Raw genomic sequence first — 2140 nt, forward strand, 5'->3', positions numbered from 1 at the left:
TGTTGATTGTCACTGAGAACTGACCCGGCAACAGCGGAAATTGTCATTGAGAATTGACCCATGTGCAACCTTGCCCCTGCGCAAAGCAGTCGGGGGCTTCAGGAGTGATAGACATGGGATTTTTGAGGATTATTCGGAAGTGGGCGTTGCGGGACGAGATGCCCATTCGCGAGATCGCACGGCGGACGGGCGTATCGCGTAACACGATCAAGAGGTATCTGCGGGAGGGGATCGTCGAGCCTAAGTTTCAGACACCTGATCGACCGAGCAAGATCGATCCATACGCGGCGCGGCTGACAGACTGGCTTGTGGCCAACCAGCGCAAGCCGCGTAAGGACCGCCGCACTGCGAAGGACATGTTTGAGGAGCTTGTTAAGGCTGGATATGACGGTTCCTACGAGCGCGTCGCGGCCTTTGTGCGCCAATGGAAAGGCGAACGCCAGCGCGCGCAAAACACGACGGATCGTGGGACTTTCGTGCCGCTGGTATTCTCACCGGGCGAAGCTTTCCAGTTCGATTGGAGCGAGGACTGGGCCTATATCGGCGGTGAGCGCATCAAGCTGCAGGTGGCGCATATCAAGCTGTCGCACAGCCGCGCCTTTCTGGTTCGGGCTTATCTGCTGCAGACGCATGAGATGCTGTTTGATGCCCACTGGCATGCCTTCCGCGTTTTTGAAGGCATCCCGGGCCGGGGCATCTATGACAATATGAAGACCGCTGTTGACCGGGTGGGCGTCGGCAAACAGCGCGATGTAAATGCGCGCTTCACGGCGATGACGAGCCATTACGTCTTCGATCCAGAGTTCTGCAATCCGGCCGCAGGATGGGAGAAAGGGCAAGTTGAGAAGAACGTGCGTGATGCGCGACATCGCCTATGGCAGGTTGCTCCTGTCTTCCCCGACCTTGCTACCCTCAACGACTGGCTGGAAGAGCGCTGCAAGCAACTTTGGACAGAGTCGCCCCATGGCACATTGCAGGGCAGCATTGCCGATGTCTGGGAAGCTGAGAAGCCCGCGCTGATGCCTCTGACTACGATGTTTGACGGGTTTGTCGAAGCGCGAAAGCGTGTCTCCCCCACCTGCCTGATTATCTTTGATCGCAACCGCTATTCTGTGCCCGCCAGTTTTGCGAACCGGCCAGTCAGCCTGCGTATCTACCCCGAGCGGTTGGTGGTTGTGGCAGAGGGCCATGTGGTTTGCACGCATGAGCGCGTTATCGACCGATCACACCGTAAACCCGGACGCTTTGTCTACGACTGGCGCCACTATCTGGCGGTGGTTCAGCGCAAGCCCGGGGCGCTGCGCAACGGTGCCCCCTTCCTCGAAATGCCCGAACCTTTCCGAAAGCTTCAGGCGAAGATGCTGCGCCAGCCGGGCGGGGACCGCGAGATGGTCGATATCCTGTCCTTGGTGTTGCACCACGATGAACAGGCGGTGCTCCGTGCCGTGGAACTAGCCCTACAAGCGGGCGTGCCGACCAAAACCCATGTGCTGAACCTTCTCCACAGGCTGCTGGACGGCACGCCGACTGAACAGCCCGACATAACGCCGCCTGCAGCACTTTCGCTGAGCAAAGAGCCCGAGGCCAACGTCGCACGTTATGATGGGCTGCGCCCTGCGGGAGGAACACGTCATGCGTCATGATCCCGCTGGAGCCGCCATCGTCATCATGTTGCGCAGCCTGAAGATGCCGGGAATGGCGCAGGCTGTTCAGGACCTGCATGAGCAAGGATCGCCCGCGTTCGAAGCTGCCATGCCGATCCTGTCGCAGCTGCTCAAGGCCGAAATGGCCGAGCGAGAGGTGCGCTCGATCGCGTATCACATGAAAGCCGCTCGCTTCCCCGCCTACAAGGATTTGTCCGCCTTCGACTTCGCGGCCAGTGAAATGCGGGAAGCTCTGGTCCGCCAGCTCCATCGCTGTGAGTTCCTAGAAGCCGCAGAGAATGTGGTGCTGATCGGTGGTCCCGGAACCGGGAAATCGCATGTTGCAACGGCCCTCGGCATTCAGGCCATAGAGCACCACCGTAAGCGCGTGCGCTTCTTCTCGACGGTCGAACTGGTCAATGCGCTGGAGCAGGAGAAGGCTCAGGGTAAGGCCGGGAAGATCGCCGAAGCGCTGGTGAAAACTGATCTCGTGATCC

2 protein-coding genes are annotated in these 2140 nt (G+C 59.5%); both read left to right on the top strand.

Annotated features, from left to right (window positions below; translation table 11 throughout):
• The first annotated feature begins 113 nt into the window (after positions 1–113).
• On the top strand, positions 114–1643 hold the full coding sequence (istA, locus tag ACTZWY_RS19630; protein ID WP_444792392.1) for an IS21 family transposase: 1530 nt from the start codon (positions 114–116) through the stop codon (positions 1641–1643).
• The coding region (locus ACTZWY_RS19635; RefSeq protein ID WP_444792393.1) for an ATP-binding protein at positions 1633–2140 on the top strand (508 nt) is incomplete at its 3' end. The genes istA and ACTZWY_RS19635, both read left to right, overlap by 11 nt.

It is taken from the genome of Roseinatronobacter sp. NSM (assembly GCF_052379845.1).
In the GTDB taxonomy this organism is placed as follows: Bacteria; Pseudomonadota; Alphaproteobacteria; order Rhodobacterales; family Rhodobacteraceae; genus Roseinatronobacter.